We start from the raw sequence: 18,262 nt of genomic DNA, 5'->3' as shown, positions 1-18,262 counted from the left end.
ACCCCACCGCACGCATCCCCGAACCCGAACTGAACTCCGCAAGCGAAGGACGAATCCCCCTCATGGCCAAGCGAATCGACGTCAGCGACCTGAACGTCTACTACAGCGCGTTCAAGGCTGTCGAAGGCGTGACGATGACCGTGGAACCGCGCTCGGTGACAGCGTTCATCGGACCGTCCGGCTGCGGCAAGTCGACCTTCCTGCGCACGCTCAACCGCATGCACGAGGTGATCCCCGGCGGCCGCGTCGAGGGCAAGGTCATGCTCGACGACCAGGACCTCTACGACTCCGGCGTCGACCCGGTGGCCGTGCGTCGCACCGTCGGCATGGTGTTCCAGCGGCCGAACCCGTTCCCCACGATGTCCATCTACGACAACGTCGCAGCCGGCCTGAAGCTCAATGGGGTCAAGGGCAAGAAGCGGCTCGACGAGGTCGTCGAGAAGTCGCTGCAGGGGGCCAACCTCTGGAACGAGGTCAAGGACCGCCTGAGCAAGCCGGGTGCCGGTCTCTCCGGTGGGCAGCAGCAGCGCCTGTGCATCGCCCGCGCGATCGCCGTCGAGCCTCAGGTGCTGCTCATGGACGAGCCCTGCTCGGCCCTCGACCCGATCTCGACGCTGGCCATCGAGGACCTGATCGGCGAGCTGAAGAGCAAGTACACGATCGTCATCGTCACCCACAACATGCAGCAGGCGGCTCGCGTCTCGGACCGCACCGCGTTCTTCAACCTGGCGGCGACCGGCAAGCCGGGCAAGCTGATCGAGATCGACGACACCCAGCGGATCTTCAACAACCCCGGCGTGAAGGCCACGGAGGACTACATCTCCGGTCGCTTCGGCTGAGCCACTAGTCGTCGGGGGTGGCGGTGCCGGACGAGCGCTCGGACCCGCCGTCCGAGGAGCTCGTCTCGAACACGGGCGCCCCGCCTGAGCACCGGGCATGGACCTCGGACTCCTGCTCGCTGCCGTTCTGCCGGAACTGCACCTCGATCTCGGTCGACGAACGGTCCAGCTCGTAGGACCAGCCGTTCCTCGGGGTGGCGAAGCGCAGCGTCAGGGTGGTCCCCCGGCAGCTGACGCCGACCGAGCCTCCTTTGACGCTGATGGAGTCGTCCACCGTCTGCGGGCGAACCGGGGAGGAGGCGGAGGTTCTGGGGGCGGGTCGCGGGGTCGAGGACGGATGCGAACCGGTGCGGGGTGGGGTGGCGGCCGGGCTCGGCACCGTGGACCGCGGCGCCGGCGCCGAGTGGCTCGGTGTGGTCCGGGCCGGTCGCGAGGTCCTCGGGGGTCGCCCTGCGGACGACGTGGGTGGCGACGTGCTCGACGGGACCGACGACGTCGCCGACACGGTGCCCTCGGTCACCTCCGTGGTGGTCGTGCCGGGGCCGGCCTGGGTGAGCTCGGGCCGGGCACCGTCGGTGAGGTAGGCCCCCCGGCCCGCGCGGTCGATGACGATCCACGCCACCGTCGAGGTGCTCGCCACGATGGCCAGCCACAGGGCGACGGCGGCCACCACGGTGCCGGTGCGACGGCTCATCGGGACCTCCGTTCCACCCGGTCGCAGGGCCCACCCGGATCACGCTCATCGGCCTCGGGCGCGACGGCCCGTGCCGTAACGTTATCGCCGTGGCCCGCCTCCTGGTCGTCGAGGACGATGGTGGCATCCGCACGGCCCTCGTGCGTGCGCTCCACGACCGCGGGCACTCGGTCAGCTCCTGCTCCACCGGCATGGCCGGCCTCCAGGAAGCCCTCGACCACCAGCCCGACCTGGTCGTCCTCGACCTGGGCCTGCCCGACGTGGACGGGCTGACCCTGCTGTCGATGCTGCGCGGGGTGAGCCAGGTGCCGGTCATCGTCGTGACGGCTCGTGAGGAGGACGCGGCCCTCGTGCGCGCCCTCGACGCCGGGGCCGACGACTACGTGACCAAGCCCTTCGGCTCGGACCAGCTGGAGGCCCGCATCCGCGCGGTCCTGCGACGGACGAGCAGCGGCGCCCCGGCTGCGGGACCCCTCGAGGTGGGCGAGCTGGTCGTCGACCCCACCACACGCCAGGCCACCCTGCGAGGCGACGCGCTGGACCTGTCGCGCAAGGAGTTCGACCTCCTCCTGCTGCTGGCCCAGCGGGCCGGCGAGGTCGTGAGCCGCCGGGAGATCCTCAGCGAGGTGTGGCAGCAGGCGTATGGCGGGGGCGACCGGACGCTCGACGTCCACCTGTCGTGGTTGCGCCGCAAGCTCGGCGAGACGGCTGCTCATCCGCGGTACCTGCGCAGCGTCCGTGGCGTGGGGCTGCGCCTCGCCGCGCCGGACCGGGACTGACGGTGCGTCGACGGATCAGCCTCCTGGTGGCCGCGACGTCCTCGGCCATCATCGTGGCCTTCATCATCCCCATGTGCCTGCTCGTCCGGACGCTCGCCGAGGACCGGGCGACCGCGACCGCCCAGCAGCAGGCCCAGGGCGTGGCGGTCATCGTGTCGAGCGTCGCCTCGACCAGCGACATCGGCGTGGCCGTCAGCCAGGTCGCCCAGGGCCGCGGGTACCACACGACCGTGGTCCTCCCGACGGGCCAGACCGTCGGGTCCACCCCGTCGCCGGCGCAGTCGGCCCTGGTCGAGAGGGCCCGCCAAGGGGGTTCGGCGTTCACCGACCGCTCCGCCACCGGCGCAGCTGTCCTGGTCCCCATCGCCCTGGACCGGGGCACCGCCGTCGTGCTCACCACGGTGACGGCCGAGGCGATGCACCGCGGGGTGACGATGGCCTGGCTCAGCATCGGCACGCTCGGGCTGGTGCTGCTCGCCCTGGCCCTGCTCATCGCCCGACGGCTCGCCGAACGCATCGCGACACCCGTCACCGACCTCGCGCGGGTGGCGCACCAGCTCCGGACCGGCGACATGGACGCCCGCGTCGAACCGGCCGGGCCGCAGGAGGTGCAGGAGGTCGGCACCGCCTTCAACCAGCTCGCCGAGCGGATCGACGACCTGCTCGCCGCCGAGCGGGAGGTCGTGGCGGACCTGTCCCACCGCCTGCGCACGCCGGTCACCGCGCTGCGGCTGGACAGCGAGTCGGTCCAGGACCCGGAGACGGCCGAACGCCTCCGCGGCCACGTGGACCAGCTCCAGCGCACCGTGGACGCCGTGGTGCTCGAGGCCCGCAGACCCGTGCGCTCCGCGATGCGTGGCGAGTGTGACGCGGTGGCCGTGGCCGCGGACCGGGTGCGCTTCTGGGAACCGCTGGCGAGCGACGAGGGACGCAGCATCAGGTTCGAGGCACCCCCCGGGCCGCTGCAGGTCGACCTTGCCGCGGTCGACCTGCGCGACCTGCTGGACAACCTCCTCGACAACGTCTTCGCCCACACGCCGGACGGCGCAGACGTCGTCGTGACCGTGCGCCCGGTCCCGGCGGACGGTGGCACCGGACGGGTCGAGGTGAGCGTCGCCGACTCCGGTCCCGGGTTCGGCGACCAGGAGGACCCGACCCGACGGGGTCACAGCGGCAGCGGTTCGACGGGGCTGGGCCTGGACATCGTCCGACGCATCGCGCGGACGTCGGGTGGGAACGCGACGCTGGGACGCACCGAGGACGGCGGCGCGCTGGTCACCGTCGACCTCGGTCGGGCCCACTGAGGTCAGTCGTCGCCGGGCTCGCCGGCGTCGTCGCCGTGGTCGTCGCCGGGCTCGCTCGCGCCGCCGTCGTCCTCGTGGTCGGCGTCCTCGTGCTCGACCTCCACCGCGTCCTCGGGTTCGGCGTCCTCGTGGTGCGTGGCCGTCGCGGCAGGGCGCGGTGTCGCCGCCACCGTGGAGTGGTGGCTGGCGCCGGAAGCGGCGTGCGCGGCGGCCGGGGCCGGAGCGGCGGCTCGGACCGCCTGCCGCACCGCGGCCGGGGCGGGGGCCTTGGCCACCAGGACCTTGCTGACCACCTTGTGCGTCACGCAGGCACCGTGCTCGAGCTTCGCCGGCTTGGCGCACGGGGCGAGGCTGACCACCGGGGCCGGCGTCACGACCGCCACGGCGGGGACGGGCTGCGGCTTCGCCGTGACCTGCTTCGGGGCGTCGACCCCGGCGGCAGCGGTGTAGAAACCGACGGCGGCCACGAGCCCGGCGGCGAGGCCGACCGACACGGCGAGGGGGCGACTGACAGACATGGGGGAGGTCCTCCGGGGGCAGGCAACGGGTGGTGCTGACGGCAGCAGAGTGCCCGGCGCCGGCTCAAGACCAACTCGTCTGGAGGTTAAGACCTCCTCAAGTCCGGGCAAGGATGACGAATGCGGGACCTAAGCCATGAGGTTCTCTTAGGGCACTCCTGAGGACGACTTGGGGCAGGTGCGGTCAGGCTGGGTCGACGCCCGACCGTCCTCCCACCCCCTGCCGGAGAACTCCCCATGCCCCGTCCGCCCCTGACCACCCGCCACCGCGACCGGTACCGCGCGCTCGTCGTGCTCATCACCGGCGCGGCCGCGGCCTGCTCCGTCGCCGCCGTCGGCGCCGCCTCGGGCGCCGCCGCGCACGCCAGCGAGCAGAAGCAGGCAGCCAAGGAGGCCAGGGCCGCCGCCGCCCGCGCGGCATACGACCGCGCCGTCCGGGCCCAGCAGCTCGCCGCGCAGGCCCAGGCCGCCCTGACCCCCCGGGTCATCGTCAAGCAGCGCCCCGCCCGGACCGTCGTGACCACGAAGGTCGTCCACGTGGCGGCCGCGCCCGGCACCGCCCGCGTCGGAGGAGGCACCGCCGTGGTCCAGCAGCGCGGCACGCGCACCACCGTGCAGTCGGCGCCCCAGGCGGCCGCCGCGCCCCGCGCAGCCGCTGCACCCCGAGCCGCCACCACGGCTCCCGCTCCCGCACCAGCACCTCCGCCCCCGCCCCCGCCGGTCGTCACCGCGGGGTCCTGAGGTGCCGCCGGTGACCGCTCGCGACGTCGGCGTGAGCACGTGGTCAGCCCTGGGCACCACCGTCGAGCTGCACGTGGCGGACCCCGCCGAGCTGGCCCGCGCCACCACGCGCGCCCGGGACGTCCTCGACGAGGTGGACGCGTCGTGCAGCCGTTTCCGGGCCGACTCCGACCTGGTCCGCGCCAACCGGCGACCGGGGCGGTGGACGCCCGTGTCCCCGGTGCTCGTGGGGGCGGTGCGCATCGCCCTCGAGGCCGCGCACGAGACCGCGGGCCGGGTGGACCCCTCCCTGGGCGAGGCCATGGAGGCCGCCGGCTACGACCGCACCTTCGACCTGTTGTCCCGTGCCACCGACCTCCCGACCGCCCTTCCCGGAGTCGTGCGCCCCGGTGCGTGGCGGGAGATCGGGGTGCGTCCCGATGCCGTCCTCGTGCCGCACGGTGCGCGGCTCGACCTCGGCGCAACGGGCAAGGCGTATGCCGCGGACCTGGTGGCCGCGGACCTCGCCGCCACCCTGGGTGCGCCGGCCGCCATCAGCGTCGGCGGAGACGTGAGGGTGACCGACGCCCCGCACCACACCTCGCTCGACGGCCGGTACCGCTGGCCGGTCGTGGTCGGGGAGACCCGGACCGACCTCGCCGACCACCCCGACGACACGGTGAGCCTGCTCCTCGAGTCCGGCGGCGTCGCGACGTCCACCGTCCGCGCGCGGCGCTGGATGCGCGGTGGCCGCGAGTGGCACCACGTCCTCGACCCGGCGAACGGCCTCCCCGTCGCCGGTCCCTGGCGGTCCGTGACCGCGCTGGGCCACACGTGCACCGCGGCCAACACCGCGACGACGGCAGCGCTCGTGCTGGGCGACGCGGCCCCCGCGTGGCTCGAGGAGCGCGGTGTCGCCGCGCTGCTCGTCGACGAGCAGGGCGAACGCCACCCCACGAGTGCCTGGCGTGCCAGCGCGGTCGACGACTCCGCCGACCTGGCTGCCCCGCGACGAGGGGGTGGCTGGTGACGAGCCCGCTGCTCTGGTACCTCAACCGCGGCACGGGCCTGGTCCTGCTGGCGGTGTTCACCCTGACCGTCGTCCTCGGCGTGCTGTCCACCGGGCAGGGCGGCAGGGTCTGGCCTCGGTTCGCCACCCAGTCCACCCACCGCGGGCTGAGCCTGCTGACGACCCTCCTGCTGCTGGCGCACGCCGTCACCGCCGTCGTCGACGAGTTCGTCGACATCCGCTGGTGGCAGGCCCTGCTGCCCTTCGGGGGCACCTACCGTCCGCTCTACCTGGGCCTGGGCACCCTCGCCCTCGACCTTACGCTGGCCGTCGGCGCCACGAGCCTGCTGAAGCAGCGCCTCGGTGAACGCGCCTGGCGGGCGGTCCACCTGATGTCCTACCTCGCCTGGACCGCGGCGGTCGTCCACACCCTCGGGATCGGCACCGACGCCTCGACGTCGCTCGGCCGACCCGTGGTGCTCGTGTGCGTCGGCGCCCTCCTCGCCGCCGTCGTGCTGCGGCTCGCGATCCTCCAGCGCGCGGCGAGGACGACGTGACCGCCGTCGGCGTGCCCGCCGCGCCGTCCCCGGCGACGTCGGTCCGCTCCCGGGTGAGACCGGGCGCGACGTCCCGGTGACCGACGTGAAGGTCCTGCGGGGCCCGCGCCTGCTCGCCACCGTGGCCGACGACCCGTCCCTGGCGACGCACCGTGAACGCTTCGGTCCCCTGCCCACGTTGACCCTCCAGGCCGTTCTCGAGCTCGCCCGCGACGTCGACGTGCGAGGCCGTGGCGGAGCGGGCTTCCCCCTCGCCACGAAGCTCGCCGCCGCCGGCCGCGGTCGGCGCCCACTGGTCGTGGTCAACGCGGCCGAGGGTGAGCCGCGCAGCGCCAAGGACTCGGCGCTCGCCGTGGTCGCGCCCCACCGCGTGCTCGATGGTGCGGTCCTCGCCGCGCGAGCGCTGTGCACCAAGGAGATCCACGTGGTGACCCCTCGCGAGCGCCCCACCACGGGCGACGCCCTGGGCGCGGCGATCACCGAGCGCGTCGCCGACGGCGAACGCCTCCGGTGGCGCAGCCACCTCGCCGCACCGGGATTCGTCAGCGGTCAGGCCCGTGCGGTCATCGAGCTCCTGTCGGGTCGTCCCGGCCTGCCGGTCACGGCCTGGCAGCCGGAGGCGGTGAGCGGCTACCGCGGGCGTCCGACGCTGCTCTCCAACGCCGAGACCTACGCGCAGCTCGCCTCCCTCGTCCACCTCGGCGCGACCGGGTATGCCGCGCTGGGCCTCCCCGAGGAGCCCGGCACCGTCCTGCTCACCGTCACGGACGGGGTGGCCACCAGGGTGGTCGAGGTCGCCACGGGCACCCCGTGGGACGCCGTGCTCTCCGTCGAGCAGCTCGACCGCCCCGTGCTGCTCGGCGGCTACCACGGCACCTGGTCGGCGCCGGGACAGCTGCAGGGCCAGCGGGTCAGCAGGGCGGCCATGAAGGACGCCGGACTCGCGCTCGGTGCCGGGGTCGTCATCGTGCCGGACCCCGGCGAGTGCCCGGTGCAGACCACCGCGGAGATCACGACCTACCTCGCCGCGTCGACCGCAGGCCGGTGCGGTCCCTGCTTCAACGGCCTGCCGGCCATGAGCCTGACCCTGGGCCACCTGGCCTCGCGCTCCGGCCACGTCCACGACACCGGTCGCCTCCTCGACCTGGCCGAGGCCGTCGAGCGCCGTGGTGCGTGCGCTCACCCGGACGGCACCGCCCGACTGGTGCGGTCGCTGCTCACCGCCTGCCCGGACGAGGTCGCGCGCCACGCCGACGGCCGCTGCGGGTACGACCGATGAGCGGCTCGGGGCTGCGCCGCCTCAAGGTGGACTGGCCGGCCTGCCGCGCCAGGGGGTTGTGCGCCGAGCTGCTGCCCGAGGCCGTCTCCCTGGACGAGTGGGGCTACCCCGTCGTCACGGCGGACGTCACCCCGGAGCAGGTGGCACTCGCCCAGGAGGCGGTCCTCTCGTGCCCCCACGTCGCCCTGCGGCTGGTGGCCGTACCCGAGCCGCCGCTCTGACCCACGAGCCCTCCACGGGCCCACGCGCCTGCCCCTCAGGACCGGTCGGCAGTGACCCGGCGACCTCGGGTCACATGAACAGGTTGATGGCCCAGAAGCTCAGGGCCGCCACGATGCCGGCGCCGGGGAAGGTCAGCACCCACGCACCGATGATGTTGCCGGCGACGCCCCACCGCACCGCGGAGAGGCGCTTCGTCGCGCCCACACCCATGATCGCCGAGGTGATCGTGTGGGTCGTGGAGATCGGGGCACCGAAGGTGATGCCGGCGACGTAGAGGATCGAGGCAGCCGTGGTCTCGGCGGCGAAACCCTGCGGCGGGTCGAGGTGGATGATGCGGCGGCCGAGCGTGCGCATGATGCGCCACCCACCGGCATACGTGCCGGCACTGATGACGAGGGCGCTGAGGATGAGCACCCACAGCGGCACCTTCTCGCCGTCGTAGTGGCCACCGACCGTGAGGGCGAGGACGACGACACCGGCGGTCTTGGCCGCGTCCTGGAAGCCGTGGCCCAGGGCCATGGCCGCAGCCGAGGCGGTCTGCGCGTAGCGGAAGCCGCGCGAGACCTTGCCGGGCTGGGCACGACGGAAGAGCCAGAGGATCGCGGTCATCACCAGATATCCGGCGATCACGCCGACGATCGGCGACAGGACCATCGGGACGACGACCTTCTCGAGGATGCCCGTCCACTTGACCGTGGCACTCGCCGCGAGGGCCGCACCACCGAGGCCGCCGATGAGGGCGTGCGACGAGGAGGACGGCAGGCCGTACCACCAGGTCAGCAGGTTCCAGCCGATGGCGCCGATGAGCGCGGCGGCACAGATCGCGAGGCCCTCGTTGCCCTGGGGCGCCTCGATGATGCCCTTGCCGATCGTCGCGGCGACACCACCGAAGAAGTAGACCGTGACCCCGCCGACCATGTTGGCGACCGCGGCCATGGCCAGGGCCACCCGCGGCGTGAGGGCGCGCGTCGAGACCGAGGTCGCGATCGCGTTCGCCGCGTCGTGGAAACCGTTGGTGTAGTTGAACCCCATCGCCAGGACGATGACGATTCCTACAGGAAGCCAATCCATGGGAGGACTCAGGACTCCTTGACCGCGATGCTCTCGACCTTGTGCGCGACGGTCTCGAAGGCGTCGGCGGCGGCCTCGAGCTCCTCGATGACCTCCTTGAGCTTCATGATCGTGATCGCGTCGGTGCCGTACTCGCCGTTGAACAGCGCCGCGAGCAGGCCGCGGTAGATCTGGTCGGCCTGGTTCTCGAGGCGGTTGATCTCGATCCAGTACTCCGAGAGGTCCTTCATCGAGCGCAGCCGCGGCATCGCCTCGGCGGTCAGCTCGGACATCCGCGAGAGGACCTCGACCTGGTCGGAGACGCCGGCGGGGAGGTCACCGATGCGGTACAGCACGATCAGGTCGACCGCCGCGTCCATGAGGTCCATGCAGTCGTCCAGCGTGGACGCCAGGCCGTGGATGTCCTCACGGTCGAACGGCGTGATGAACGAGCTGTTCACCTTGCGGATGATCTCGTGCGTCGCCTCGTCGGCGGCGTGCTCGATCTCGCGCATCCGCGCGGCCACGGTCTCGCGCTCGTCGTGGGCCACACCGAGGATGGTGGTGAGCTCACGGGAGCCGTCGATCAGGTAGGCGGCGGACCTGGCGAACAGGTCGTAGAAGCTGTTCTCCTGCGGGGTGAGGCGGAAGCCCACGGTTCTCTCCGGTCAGGCGGGGGGATGGCCGGGGACGATGCTACGGGCTACCCGCCTGCAAAGTGCAACCCGACGGGTACCTGGCGTTCACCGGGCGTTCAGCGACTCAGGCGTTCTGCCGCTTCCAGCTGCGGTGGGACCGGTCGGCGGCGGAGTCGGTGTCGACGCACTGACCTCGCTCGATCCCGAGCGCCCGGTCGATCTCGTCGTCCGTGAGGGGCCGCTCGCTCGCGGACGCAGCCACGACCAGATCACCGACCAGCTCGATCTCGTCCTGGAGCGCGTCGTCGGTGAGCTCTGCACCGGCGTGCGGGTCCGTGGTCATGGCAAAACGCTAACGGAGTCCGGAGACGACCCGGACATTAGTTTGCGATGTCTTGACCCGCGCACGGTGCGAACCACCCATCTGGGTCATGTCCCGACCATACGGACTAGTCACTTTCTTCTATGTCGGATGATGGACCCATGCCGCACGAGGTCGACGGCGCCCGGACGGGCGAGCCGCCACAGGTCGAGGACCGGGGATCGTTCAGCCACGCCGTGTGCCGGGTGTGCGGGTGGAGCGGTCCCGGGCGGCGGTCCCGCCAGGTGTCGCGTCGCGACGCGGAGCAGCACGTGGGCGACTGCGCAGGAGCCTCGCCGCAGGGCTGAGGTCATGTGCGCCGGGCCGGGAGCGCCTCACGGCACGAGGCCGCTCGTAGCGGCTTAATTTGGGACCCGGGGCTACCGCGGCCCGGCGCACACCACACCATAACCCCGCACCCCGGCGGTCTGTTCCCCCGTTCGGCTCCTTGTGGAGAACCAGAGTTCGGGTGGCGTCACCGCTCCAGACAGGGGTACGGCGCAGGGCCGGGTCGGCCAGCGCGCGCGCCGGTCAGCGCAGCTCGCCGGCCCGCCAGAGGGCTGCACACGCCTCGAGGTCACCGGCGGTCGAGAGCATCGAGGCGGCCCGCTGGGTCTGCACCCCGGCGGCCTCGCGGTCCTGCACGTCGGTGGTGTGCGCGCGATCCGCACGACCCGCGGCGACGACGCGGCAGAAGGCCGCAGCCCGTTGCAGTGCAACGGCGAAGTCCCCCTCGAAGACCCCCCGGAGGATGGCGTCGGTGAGCTCTCGCAGCTCGGTCGGGCCGGGTGGTTCGGCGACCCCCGCGACGACGTGGTTGACGTCGGTGAACCGCACGCCTGCCGAGTAGTCGGAGGCCGCGTCCTCGGGCGTCCGGCGCACCCACTCACGCAGGGCGTAGAGCCGCCACAGCGCGCCAGGGAGGCTCCGCGCAGGGCGGTCGGCCCAGAGCTCGGCCACGGTCGACAGGCCGAGGTCGTCGACGAGGGAGACGAGCCGCGCGGTCACGGCGGGGTCGGTCGAGGCACGGCCCGTCCCGACGAGGACGGCGGCCGTCTCGTGGGCGATCTCGGTCACCTGGGCGGGGTCGGGGACGGTGCCGCCCTGCGACTCCATGGCCGCAGGGCTGAAGAAGGCGGGACGGCGGGGGCCGGGACGGCCGCTGGGCTCGTTTCTCATCGGGACCAGTGTCCCAGCAGGAGCCGGCGTCCGCTCGGGGCGCGGCCCCTCAGCCGAACAGGTCGTCGAGGAAGGACTTCTTGCGTCGGCCGTGGCCGTACCCCTGCTGGCCGCCGTACCCGTGGCCCGGGACCTTCGAGGTCTGGCGGTACGGCGCCTGCTGACCCTGCACCGGAGGCTGCTGCCACGCCCCCTGCTGCTGGGGTCGCTGCTGGGCGTACTGCTGCCCCTGCGGCGGCGCGGGCTGGTGCCAGGCGTTCTCGGCCGCGACGAGGGTCTCGAGCTCGCCGCGGTCGAGGAACAGCCCTCCGCACCCCGTGCACTGGTCGACGTGGACACGGTTGCGCTCGTACGAACGCATCTCGGAGGTGCACTTGGGACAGGTCAGGGTGCTCATGGTCAGCCAACGGACCGACCGGGGCCGGGGTTCCGCCGCGACCCGTCGGGTGCGGATGATGACCCGCGCACCCCTCCAACCCCGCGGCATACGCCATGGTGGGGTCATGACCGACTCGACGACGAGCCCGTCCAACTCCCTGCGCGGCCGGCCACGGGCCGGTCGCGTCGCCACGACGGTCGTGTCGACGGCCCTGCTGGTGGTGGGCGTGGCGGGGTTCGCGTTCTTCGGCTTCCTCGCGTGGTTCGGGTTGTGCGGGGTCTCGGGGTGCTCGGGCGGCGGGTTCGGCCGGTCGACGGACCCCGGGGGCACCCGGCTGATGCTGCTCCTCGCCGGCGCCTGCCTGGTCGTCACCTTGCTCGTGCGAGCAGCGTTGCGGCGCAACGCGCGCAGCGCCGTCCTCGCCCTCGTCACGGCGCTCGTGGGGACGGTCGTGCTCGGTGCGGCGATCGGGTCCGACTGGCACGGCTGCCCGCGGTCGATCTCGCACGCGACCTGCCTGGAGGAGAGCCGCTGAGCTCAGTCCGAGCCGGCGGCGACCCGAGGTGAGAGGCCGACCCACGCCAGGTCGGTGAGCGTCGCCACGAACGCCTCCTCGCTCACCGTGGGCCGGTCGAGCCAGCGGTTCGTCGCGAGCTGGACCATGCCGACGATGGCGTAGGCGACGGTCTCCGCGTCGTCGGTCGGCTCGTCCTGGCGTGTGGCGACGAGGATGCCGACGGCGCCGGCGATGGCTGCCTCGACACTGCCGACGAAGTCGCCGCCCTCGCCGAGGTCGTTGTGCGCCATGGCGTAGCGGTAGAGGTCGCGCTCCTCGCGCACGAGGGCGACGTACGCCCCGATGGCCGCGCGCAGCAGGTCACGGTCGTCGCCGTGGACCCGGGCGAGCTCGCCGGCGATCCGCGGGATGAGGATCTCCGTCGCCACCTGCTCCAGGACCGCCCGGTGCAGGTCGTCCTTGTCGCGGAAGTGGCGGTAGAGCACCGGCTTGGTGACCTTCGCCTGGCGGCACACGTCGTCGAGGCTGATCTGCGGCCCGACCGCCCGGATCGCGGCGATGGCCGCGTCGACGAACTCGCGGCGGCGCTCCTCGCGGTGGGTCCGCCAGCGCTCGCGGCGGCCGTCGGGGCGGTCCGCGGGCGGTGCGGGCGGACCCTTGACATCTCCGGACTTCACGCTAACCATGGTAACTGTTACTGACGGTTACACCTATGGAGTCACCATGACCACCGTGAACACCGCACCCCCCAGCTCTCGCCAGGACGCCGCCGACCGACTCGCACGCATCCAGCCCCGCCACGACCGCGACACCACCGCCCGGCGCCTGCTCGCCTCGGCCGCCAAGCACTCGTACGACCCGCAGGTCGACATCGACTGGACCGAACCCTTGGAGCAGGGCCTGTACGGCCTCAGCCCCGAGTGGTCCTCGCTCTACGGCACCCCCCTGTGGGACGGCCTCGACGAGGACCGGAGGATCACGCTCACCGAGCACGAGTTCTGCTCCGTCTCGGGCGTGGGGATCTGGTTCGAGATGATCCTCATGCAGATGATCCTGCGCGACGTCTACGACCAGGACCCGGCGACTCCGCACGTGCAGTTCGCCCTCACCGAGATCGCGGACGAGTGCCGCCACTCGATCATGTTCGCCCGGACCGCGGAGAAGTACGGCGCCCCGTCGTACCGCCCCGAGCACCGGTCGCACCAGCTGGGCCGGCTGTTCAAGACGCTCGCGCACGGCCCCGACCTGTTCGCCTCGATCCTCGTCGCCGAGGAGGTGCTCGACATCTTCCAGCGCGAGCTCATCGCCGACGAGCGCGTCCAACCCCTGACCCGTGCGGTCAGCCGGATCCACGTCATCGAGGAGGCCCGGCACATGCGGTTCGCCCGCGAGGAGATCGCGCGGCGTGCTGCCGACATGTCCCGGGCCCAGCGCGGCCAGCAGCGCCTGGTCCTCGGGATCGTCGCGAACGTCATCATCGACAACCTCGTCCACCGGGACGTGTATGCCGCCGCCGGCCTCGACCCCGACGCGGCGGTCGCCGCTGCGCGGGCCAACGACCACTACGGCGACAAGCTCCGCGCGAGCGCGGAGAACCTCACGACGTTCCTCGCCGACGCCGGGCTCATCGGAGGGCCGTCCGCGCGGCTGTGGCGGCGCGCCCGGCTGCTGTGAACCGCCACGCACCGCCCGGGTAGGTTCCCTCCGGGCGAGCGGCTGACCGCGGCATACCTTTTGGGGTTTTTGTCCTCGTCCGTTCAGATCATTCTGGTGCCGGACCCCTGCAGGTGTGCGGCGTCCGGACCGATGGGCAGACAACGTTGTCACAGTGGCACGAGCCGCACGGGCACCGAACGAGGTTGGAAGGCAGGTCATGGCAGTAGCTCTGGTCGTCGAGAACGACGAGGACATCCGGCACCTGGTGTCCATCTCTGCCTCCAAGGCCGGTCTGGACCCGGTCGCCACGGGCAGCGGCGAGCAGGCGATGTCGCTCATCGGCGAGGGCCTGACGCCGGACGTCGTCGTCGTGGACGTGCGGATGCCCGGCCTCAGCGGCCTGGACGTCGTGCGAGCCATGCGCGCCCACCGCCACCTCGAGGGCACCCCCGTCGTCATGCTCACGGCCATGGCCCGTCCCGAGGACCGCCAGGACGGCCTCGATGCCGGTGCGGACGAGTACATCCTGAAGCCGTTCAGCCCCCGGGCCCTCACGACGGTGCTTCGCGACCTCGTCGCCCGCGCCACCCCGACGACCACCTGACGACGCGCGGGGGACGGCGGCCCGCCTCCGCTCCCCTCGGACGAACGGCTGGGATTCGGGCAATTCGCCACATCTCGGCGGATGGTGTGGCTAGCGTCCGGACCGTGCGCTCACCTCGAAGGTCCCCGGTCCCGCTCCTGGCAGGGGTCGCCCTGCTCGCCGCCGTCGCTGCGATCAGCCCCGGGACGGCCTCCGCTGCCGTCCCCGCCGCCGTCGACACGGCCGCGCCCGTGCTGGTCTACCAGACCCACAACGGGAACGTCGTCAACCTCGCCAACGGCAGCAAGGAGGTCGTGGTGACGGCCCTCGTCACCGACGCCACCGGCGCCAGAACCCCCACGGCCGGCTTCCGAGCGGTGAACGGTGCCGACACCGCCGGTTTCGGACCGATGGTCCTGGTCTCTGGCACGCCCAAGAACGGGAAGTACGAGCGCCGCATCACCGTTCCCAGCACCACCCCCAAGACTTGGTTCGTCGTGGTGGACCCGCTCGAGGACACCTTGGGCAACACGGAGACCGCCTCGCACCAGGACTCGACGACCATGACCGTCTACAACAGCTCGGTCCCGTCGGTCCCGACCGCACCGCCGGGAGCGTGGATCGCCGCCGTCGGCGACGGCATGGTTGCGATCCGGTGCAACGGCGCCCCCTTCAACGGCGGCTCGCCAGTCACCTCGTTCCGCATCACCGCCTCCCCGGGCGGACAGACCATGACCGCCTCGACGTGCTCGTGGCTGTTCAAGGGACTCACCAACGGTGTGACCTACACGTTCACGATCGCGGCCACCAACAGTCGTGGCACCAGCGAGGAGTCCCAGCCCAGCGCACCGGCCACTCCGAAGTTCGCCCTGTCGCGGACGCCCGCCCCCGTCATCAGCGGGGCGGTCGAGGTGGGCTCCACGCTGACCGCCACCCCGGGGAGCTGGCAGCCGGCACCCGTGACGCTGACCCACCGCTGGTACAGGGTCTCGTCCTCCGGGATGGCCAGTCCCCTCAACGGGGCAGTGCGCCCGAAGTACGTCATCACGTCAGCAGACCGGGGCTTCAAGCTCTCCGTCACCGTCACCGGCTCCAAGGACGGATATCCCTCTGTCGCCCGGGGATCCGAGGCGACCACTCCGGTCCCGGGCATCCTCTTCGCCACCCCCACCCCGGTCGTGACCGGTGCGCGCAAGGTCGGGTCGACCCTGACGGCGAACCCCGGCACCTGGGAACCCGCTCCCGTGACGCTGGCCTACCGCTGGTACCGCGTGGCCTCGACGGGTAGATCCTCGGCCATCCCCTGGGCGACCCGCGCGACCTACGCCACCGTGGCCAAGGACGCCGGCTACCGGCTGAAGGTCGTGGTCACCGGTTCGAAGCCCGACTACCCGTCGGTCAGCCGCACCTCGGTCACCACCGGCGCCATCGCCCGATAGCCTGTGGCCGCCGGGTGCCCGGGCGAGACCTCCCGCGAGGAGCCGCGTCCTGCCCCACGGGCCTCTAGCTCAATTGGCAGAGCTGCGGACTTTTAATCCGTAGGTTGTGGGTTCGAGCCCCACGGGGCCCACCTGACGTGCTCTTCGGCTTCACCTGCCGCTCGACGGTGTCTCGGTTGGTCCCTGACACCACCATCCGCTACCGGCAGCCGGGAGGCTCCCGGTCGTCAGCGTTCCGCTGGAACACGACCTCCTCCCCGTGGGCGCGGAAGACCACCCGGCTTGCGGACTCGAGGTCAGGCGTCCTTGCTGGTACGGGTCGTCCCAGCCGGGTGGCGCTGACCCACCTTCCCCGGTGGACAGGGGTCCTGGGCCGTCCACCAGTGGCCGCCGATGCGCGCGTGCTCGACCCCGCAGTGAGTGAGCGCGTAGAAGGTCACAGTCCCACCGACGGAAGGCATGGTCTCCGCGTAGGCCCTCAGCACGACCTGGTCAGGCGACCCACCGGAGCCACCACACGCGGACACAAGCGCCGCGAACACGCCCGCCAGCACCACGCTCGACCTCCCCGAACCGGCCACTCGCCTCACCCCCGCTCGTCAGTATCCGGGCGCACCCACGAGGCACGCGAGGCGTCGTCGCCGACCGCACTCGAATCGTGATCCCCGCGAGGAGGAACCGAACCGGACGAGAAATCTCGGCCCAACCGTCAGAGGATGTCGAGGACGCCGCCGCAGCCTCGTCCTCGGGGTGTCCGTGCACCGCGCGACCGCGCACCGCACACGAGAACGGAGGAGCACCCATGACCCGCTACCTGCTCGCGGTCGACTTCCAGTCCGGCCCCGACGACACCCCGATGGAGCAGTGGCAGCCCGAGGAGGTCACCGCCCACCTCGACTACTACCGCGCCCTGAACGCCGAGCTCGAGGCTTCCGGTGAGCTGGTCGACCACACGATCCTCACCGGACCCGACCTCGCCAAGGTCGTCACGTCCGACGGCACACGGTCCGTGGTCACGGACGGCCCGTTCCAGGAGATCAAGGAGTGGGTCGCCGGCTTCCAGATCGTCGACGTCGAGACCGAGGCCCGCGCCCTCGAGATCGCCGCCCGCGTGTCCGCGGTGCCCGGTCGCGGCGGGGTCCCCACCCAGCAGCCCATCCAGGTGCGCCGCGTCATGGACGAGGGCCCGGCCGATGCCGCGGCGATGGACGACTTCCTCGCGACCGTGACCCACGACCACCACTGAGCCGGCGTGACCGACGCCGAGCACGAGGTCGAGGACCTGCTGCGCACCCTGGCGCCGCAGGTCCTTGGTGCCCTCGCGCGCCGCACGGGTGACTTCGACGCGTCCGAGGACGCCGTCCAGGAGGCGTTGATCGTCGCGGCGGAGCGGTGGCCGCGCGACGGCATACCCGAACGTCCGCGCGGGTGGCTCCTGCAGACCGCGCAACGAAAGCTCGTGGACCACTGGCGCAGCGACGACGCGCGGCGGCGCCGCGAGCGCCTCACCACCGCCCGCGAGGAGGTCGGTGGCCCCGAGGTCGTCAACCACGACGACACCCTGACCGTGCTCCTCCTGTGCTGCCACCCCGCCCTCACCCCCGCGTCCGCCATCGCGCTCACGTTGCGTGCCGTCGGTGGCCTGACCACGGCGCAGGTCGCGAGCGCCTTCCTGGTGCCCGAGGCCACGATGGCGCAACGGATCAGCCGGGCGAAGGCAACCATCCGCGCGGCCGGTGCCACCTTCGAGGAACCCGGCGCCGAGGAGCTGCCGCAGCGGGTGCGTTCGGTGCTGCGCGTCCTCTACCTGGTGTTCAACGAGGGGTATGCCGCAAGCAGCGGGGAGGGCGTGCACCGCACCGACCTCACGGACGAGGCAATCCGCCTCACCCGCGCCGCCCGCCGGCTCCTTCCCGACGAGCCGGAGGTGACGAGCCTGCTGGCGCTCATGCTGCTCACGGATGCCCGCAGGCCGGCACGCACCACCGCGTCCGGCGACCTGGTGCCCCTCGCGGAGCAGGACCGCCGACTGTGGGACCGGGACAAGATCCGCGAGGGGACGGCACTCCTCGACGGGACCCTGGGTGCGGGAAGGGGGTTCATCGGCGAGTACCAGGTGCAGGCCGCCATCGCGGCCGTCCACGACCGCGCGGAGAAAGCAGCCGCCACCGACTGGCCGCAGGTCCTCGCCCTCCAAGGGATGCTCGAGGACCTCACGGCCAACCCGCTGGTGACGCTGAGCCGGGCCGTGGCGACCGCGAACGTCCACGGACCCGAGGCAGGTCTCGCTGTTCTCGACGGCCTCGGGGAACGGCTCGACGGGTCCCACCGGTTCGACGCCGTGCGGGCCCACCTGCTGGAGCTGGCCGGACGTGACGAAGAGGCGGCCGCGGCATACCGACAGGCGGCCGCGCGCGCCACGAACCTCCAGGAGCAGCGCCACCTCTCGGCCCGGGCGGCGCTCGGCGCGCGCCGAGCGCCGGCACCGCGGCTCGACGGCGTGGCGCACCGCACCGACTGAACGGCGGACCTGCGGAGG

The 18,262-nt window shown here is 72.4% G+C and carries 23 protein-coding genes and 1 tRNA gene; 16 read left to right on the top strand and 8 right to left on the bottom strand.

Annotated features, from left to right (window positions below; all coding sequences use genetic code 11):
- The first annotated feature begins 62 nt into the window (after nucleotides 1-62).
- The gene (pstB, locus tag ACYVKF_RS11390; protein ID WP_056919641.1) at nucleotides 63-839 is read left to right on the top strand and encodes a phosphate ABC transporter ATP-binding protein PstB; all 777 of its coding nucleotides are present in this window, start codon (nucleotides 63-65) and stop codon (nucleotides 837-839) included.
- Between the two features lie 4 nt (nucleotides 840-843).
- Here the strand turns inward: pstB and ACYVKF_RS11385 are convergent, their stop codons facing one another.
- On the bottom strand, nucleotides 844-1,533 hold the full coding sequence (locus ACYVKF_RS11385) for a hypothetical protein (RefSeq protein ID WP_460966484.1): 690 nt from the start codon (nucleotides 1,531-1,533) through the stop codon (nucleotides 844-846).
- An 89-nt stretch (nucleotides 1,534-1,622) separates the two neighbouring features.
- On the opposite strand from ACYVKF_RS11385, the gene ACYVKF_RS11380 reads away from it, so the two are divergent.
- Both ACYVKF_RS11380 and ACYVKF_RS11375 read left to right on the top strand, forming a co-directional pair.
- Nucleotides 1,623-2,312, top strand: coding sequence for a response regulator transcription factor (locus ACYVKF_RS11380; protein ID WP_056916348.1), 690 nt, complete (start codon nucleotides 1,623-1,625; stop codon nucleotides 2,310-2,312).
- A 2-nt stretch (nucleotides 2,313-2,314) separates the two neighbouring features.
- The gene (locus ACYVKF_RS11375) at nucleotides 2,315-3,616 is read left to right on the top strand and encodes a HAMP domain-containing sensor histidine kinase (RefSeq protein WP_460966483.1); all 1,302 of its coding nucleotides are present in this window, start codon (nucleotides 2,315-2,317) and stop codon (nucleotides 3,614-3,616) included.
- Nucleotides 3,617-3,618: 2 nt separating this feature from the next.
- Here ACYVKF_RS11375 and ACYVKF_RS11370 read toward each other — a convergent pair whose 3' ends face one another.
- Entirely contained in the window at nucleotides 3,619-4,134 is a 516-nt protein-coding gene (locus ACYVKF_RS11370; protein ID WP_460966482.1) for a hypothetical protein, read from the bottom strand.
- A gap of 237 nt (nucleotides 4,135-4,371) precedes the next feature.
- Between ACYVKF_RS11370 and ACYVKF_RS11365 the strand changes: the two genes are divergently transcribed.
- The 5 genes from ACYVKF_RS11365 (at nucleotide 4,372) to ACYVKF_RS11345 (ending at nucleotide 7,920) form a co-directional block, all read left to right on the top strand.
- Nucleotides 4,372-4,875: a hypothetical protein gene (locus ACYVKF_RS11365; RefSeq protein WP_460966481.1), complete on the top strand. Its 504-nt coding sequence runs from the start codon at nucleotides 4,372-4,374 to the stop codon at nucleotides 4,873-4,875.
- Nucleotides 4,876-4,885: 10 nt separating this feature from the next.
- Complete coding sequence (locus tag ACYVKF_RS11360; protein ID WP_460966480.1) at nucleotides 4,886-5,884, top strand: FAD:protein FMN transferase; 999 nt, start codon at nucleotides 4,886-4,888, stop codon at nucleotides 5,882-5,884.
- Nucleotides 5,881-6,420 carry a ferric reductase-like transmembrane domain-containing protein gene (locus ACYVKF_RS11355; RefSeq protein WP_056916343.1) on the top strand — a complete coding sequence of 180 codons (540 nt, stop codon included), beginning with the start codon at nucleotides 5,881-5,883 and terminating at the stop codon, nucleotides 6,418-6,420. The genes ACYVKF_RS11360 and ACYVKF_RS11355 overlap by 4 nt, the downstream gene beginning before the upstream one ends.
- A 76-nt stretch (nucleotides 6,421-6,496) precedes the next feature.
- Complete coding sequence (locus tag ACYVKF_RS11350; protein WP_460966479.1) at nucleotides 6,497-7,699, top strand: NADH-ubiquinone oxidoreductase-F iron-sulfur binding region domain-containing protein; 1,203 nt, start codon at nucleotides 6,497-6,499, stop codon at nucleotides 7,697-7,699.
- Nucleotides 7,696-7,920 (top strand): ferredoxin, encoded by a 225-nt coding sequence (locus ACYVKF_RS11345; RefSeq protein ID WP_056916341.1) that lies wholly within the window; start codon nucleotides 7,696-7,698, stop codon nucleotides 7,918-7,920. Before ACYVKF_RS11350 ends, ACYVKF_RS11345 begins: the two co-directional genes overlap by 4 nt.
- A gap of 70 nt (nucleotides 7,921-7,990) precedes the next feature.
- On the opposite strand, the gene ACYVKF_RS11340 is transcribed toward ACYVKF_RS11345, so the two are convergent.
- From ACYVKF_RS11340 to ACYVKF_RS11330, 3 genes are all read right to left on the bottom strand, one after another.
- A complete protein-coding gene (locus ACYVKF_RS11340; RefSeq protein WP_056916340.1) occupies nucleotides 7,991-8,992 on the bottom strand; it encodes an inorganic phosphate transporter in 1,002 nt (333 codons plus the stop codon).
- Nucleotides 8,993-9,000: 8 nt separating this feature from the next.
- Nucleotides 9,001-9,627 carry a DUF47 domain-containing protein gene (locus tag ACYVKF_RS11335; protein ID WP_056916339.1) on the bottom strand — a complete coding sequence of 209 codons (627 nt, stop codon included), beginning with the start codon at nucleotides 9,625-9,627 and terminating at the stop codon, nucleotides 9,001-9,003.
- A 106-nt stretch (nucleotides 9,628-9,733) separates the two neighbouring features.
- The gene (locus ACYVKF_RS11330) at nucleotides 9,734-9,952 is read right to left on the bottom strand and encodes a hypothetical protein (protein WP_056916338.1); all 219 of its coding nucleotides are present in this window, start codon (nucleotides 9,950-9,952) and stop codon (nucleotides 9,734-9,736) included.
- 140 nt (nucleotides 9,953-10,092) lie between these two features.
- On the opposite strand from ACYVKF_RS11330, the gene ACYVKF_RS11325 reads away from it, so the two are divergent.
- Nucleotides 10,093-10,278: a hypothetical protein gene (locus tag ACYVKF_RS11325; RefSeq protein WP_056919635.1), complete on the top strand. Its 186-nt coding sequence runs from the start codon at nucleotides 10,093-10,095 to the stop codon at nucleotides 10,276-10,278.
- A 223-nt stretch (nucleotides 10,279-10,501) separates the two neighbouring features.
- On the opposite strand, the gene ACYVKF_RS11320 is transcribed toward ACYVKF_RS11325, so the two are convergent.
- Both ACYVKF_RS11320 and ACYVKF_RS11315 read right to left on the bottom strand, forming a co-directional pair.
- Nucleotides 10,502-11,149 (bottom strand): hypothetical protein, encoded by a 648-nt coding sequence (locus ACYVKF_RS11320; protein WP_056916336.1) that lies wholly within the window; start codon nucleotides 11,147-11,149, stop codon nucleotides 10,502-10,504.
- A 49-nt stretch (nucleotides 11,150-11,198) separates the two neighbouring features.
- Entirely contained in the window at nucleotides 11,199-11,546 is a 348-nt protein-coding gene (locus ACYVKF_RS11315) for a TFIIB-type zinc ribbon-containing protein (RefSeq protein ID WP_460966478.1), read from the bottom strand.
- 106 nt (nucleotides 11,547-11,652) lie between these two features.
- Between ACYVKF_RS11315 and ACYVKF_RS11310 the strand changes: the two genes are divergently transcribed.
- Nucleotides 11,653-12,063, top strand: coding sequence for a hypothetical protein (locus tag ACYVKF_RS11310; protein WP_460966477.1), 411 nt, complete (start codon nucleotides 11,653-11,655; stop codon nucleotides 12,061-12,063).
- A gap of 2 nt (nucleotides 12,064-12,065) precedes the next feature.
- On the opposite strand, the gene ACYVKF_RS11305 is transcribed toward ACYVKF_RS11310, so the two are convergent.
- Nucleotides 12,066-12,722, bottom strand: a complete 657-nt coding sequence (locus ACYVKF_RS11305) for a TetR/AcrR family transcriptional regulator (RefSeq protein ID WP_460966476.1) — start codon at nucleotides 12,720-12,722, stop codon at nucleotides 12,066-12,068.
- A 55-nt stretch (nucleotides 12,723-12,777) separates the two neighbouring features.
- Between ACYVKF_RS11305 and ACYVKF_RS11300 the strand changes: the two genes are divergently transcribed.
- The 6 genes from ACYVKF_RS11300 (at nucleotide 12,778) to ACYVKF_RS11275 (ending at nucleotide 18,244) form a co-directional block, all read left to right on the top strand.
- Complete coding sequence (locus ACYVKF_RS11300; RefSeq protein WP_460966475.1) at nucleotides 12,778-13,719, top strand: AurF N-oxygenase family protein; 942 nt, start codon at nucleotides 12,778-12,780, stop codon at nucleotides 13,717-13,719.
- A 199-nt stretch (nucleotides 13,720-13,918) separates the two neighbouring features.
- Nucleotides 13,919-14,305 (top strand): response regulator transcription factor, encoded by a 387-nt coding sequence (locus tag ACYVKF_RS11295; RefSeq protein WP_460966474.1) that lies wholly within the window; start codon nucleotides 13,919-13,921, stop codon nucleotides 14,303-14,305.
- Between the two features lie 104 nt (nucleotides 14,306-14,409).
- Nucleotides 14,410-15,723 (top strand): fibronectin type III domain-containing protein, encoded by a 1,314-nt coding sequence (locus ACYVKF_RS11290; protein WP_460966473.1) that lies wholly within the window; start codon nucleotides 14,410-14,412, stop codon nucleotides 15,721-15,723.
- 58 nt (nucleotides 15,724-15,781) lie between these two features.
- Nucleotides 15,782-15,854 (top strand) — tRNA-Lys (locus ACYVKF_RS11285).
- 671 nt (nucleotides 15,855-16,525) lie between these two features.
- Nucleotides 16,526-16,969 (top strand): YciI family protein, encoded by a 444-nt coding sequence (locus ACYVKF_RS11280; RefSeq protein WP_460966472.1) that lies wholly within the window; start codon nucleotides 16,526-16,528, stop codon nucleotides 16,967-16,969.
- Nucleotides 16,970-16,975: 6 nt separating this feature from the next.
- A complete protein-coding gene (locus ACYVKF_RS11275) occupies nucleotides 16,976-18,244 on the top strand; it encodes an RNA polymerase sigma factor (RefSeq protein WP_460966471.1) in 1,269 nt (422 codons plus the stop codon).
- Nucleotides 18,245-18,262 lie beyond the last annotated feature (18 nt).

This window comes from Pedococcus soli (genome assembly GCF_054782575.1).
This window is presented reverse-complemented; position numbering and strand designations above follow the sequence as displayed.

What these genes read in the sequence shown, in the direction of transcription:
- ACYVKF_RS11340 (WP_056916340.1), bottom strand. Translation starts at nt 8,992, where the DNA reads ATGGATTGGCTTCCTGTAGGAATCGTCATCGTCCTGGCGATGGGGTTC.
- ACYVKF_RS11320 (WP_056916336.1), bottom strand. Translation starts at nt 11,149, where the DNA reads ATGAGAAACGAGCCCAGCGGCCGTCCCGGCCCCCGCCGTCCCGCCTTC.
- ACYVKF_RS11345 (WP_056916341.1), top strand. Translation starts at nt 7,696, where the DNA reads ATGAGCGGCTCGGGGCTGCGCCGCCTCAAGGTGGACTGGCCGGCCTGC.
- ACYVKF_RS11310 (WP_460966477.1), top strand. Translation starts at nt 11,653, where the DNA reads ATGACCGACTCGACGACGAGCCCGTCCAACTCCCTGCGCGGCCGGCCA.
- ACYVKF_RS11365 (WP_460966481.1), top strand. Translation starts at nt 4,372, where the DNA reads ATGCCCCGTCCGCCCCTGACCACCCGCCACCGCGACCGGTACCGCGCG.
- ACYVKF_RS11325 (WP_056919635.1), top strand. Translation starts at nt 10,093, where the DNA reads ATGCCGCACGAGGTCGACGGCGCCCGGACGGGCGAGCCGCCACAGGTC.
- ACYVKF_RS11280 (WP_460966472.1), top strand. Translation starts at nt 16,526, where the DNA reads ATGACCCGCTACCTGCTCGCGGTCGACTTCCAGTCCGGCCCCGACGAC.
- pstB (WP_056919641.1), top strand. Translation starts at nt 63, where the DNA reads ATGGCCAAGCGAATCGACGTCAGCGACCTGAACGTCTACTACAGCGCG.
- ACYVKF_RS11295 (WP_460966474.1), top strand. Translation starts at nt 13,919, where the DNA reads ATGGCAGTAGCTCTGGTCGTCGAGAACGACGAGGACATCCGGCACCTG.
- ACYVKF_RS11370 (WP_460966482.1), bottom strand. Translation starts at nt 4,134, where the DNA reads ATGTCTGTCAGTCGCCCCCTCGCCGTGTCGGTCGGCCTCGCCGCCGGG.
- ACYVKF_RS11330 (WP_056916338.1), bottom strand. Translation starts at nt 9,952, where the DNA reads ATGACCACGGACCCGCACGCCGGTGCAGAGCTCACCGACGACGCGCTC.
- ACYVKF_RS11385 (WP_460966484.1), bottom strand. Translation starts at nt 1,533, where the DNA reads ATGAGCCGTCGCACCGGCACCGTGGTGGCCGCCGTCGCCCTGTGGCTG.
- ACYVKF_RS11315 (WP_460966478.1), bottom strand. Translation starts at nt 11,546, where the DNA reads ATGAGCACCCTGACCTGTCCCAAGTGCACCTCCGAGATGCGTTCGTAC.